Raw genomic sequence first — 767 nt, forward strand, 5'->3', positions numbered from 1 at the left:
CCTCTTCCAGTTGCCGGTGCTGGCCCCGACCCTGTGGAAAGCCGGCCTGGCCAAGGTCTGGCCGCAGGTACTGCGCCGCACCGAAAACCTGCACAGCGAAGTCAGCGCCACTCAACAGCAGGACGGCGTGCACGGTATCGAACTGTACCGCGCCAACATGCTGCCTTGTCTGCTCAAGCCCCGGGAGCGGCATACCAAAGTCCCGGTGCAGCTGATCGTTGCCCGCGAAGACAACTATGTGCGCCCGGCCATGCTCGAAGACCTGCCCCAGTGGACAGATCGCCTGTGGCGCCGGGAAATAGACTGCGGACACTGGAGCCCCCTTCTCCAGTATCCGGACGTGACCGCCGGCTGGATCAGTGAGTTCATCCAGCATGTTGAAGGCGCCCCCGCCAGCGAGGCGCTCAAGCGCGCCCAGGTCAATGCCGACCCGCAGCCCGCAGCAGATAGCAGCCATCCGGGAACCGGCAACCACGCCTCTACGAAGCACCCGCAGGAACGTAGCGTAGCGGAGTAACGCACGCAGTGCGGCCCGAAGGGTGAGCGAAGCGAATAACCTGCCTGCGGGTGATCCGAGCCTGGGCGAGGCAAGGATTCCAGAAGCGGGTTACGAGTCACGAGTTTCGAAAATCAAAAAAACCAGCCAAGTACGGGGTTTGGGGTTTTGCCTTTCGAAACTCGCTTCTCGCAACTCGAAACTCTCACCTCGCCCAGGCTCGCCCGCGTTGTTGCGTGATGCATGTAGCGTGCTGCGTCTCCCCTTCTAG

Annotated in this window: 1 pseudogene; it reads left to right on the plus strand. The window is 62.5% G+C overall.

From position 1 onward, the window contains the following. Positions 1–517, plus strand: a pseudogene (locus A3754_RS27130) (hypothetical protein); the annotation flags it as partial. Positions 518–767 lie beyond the last annotated feature (250 nt).

The organism is Alcanivorax sp. HI0083 (assembly GCF_001635175.1).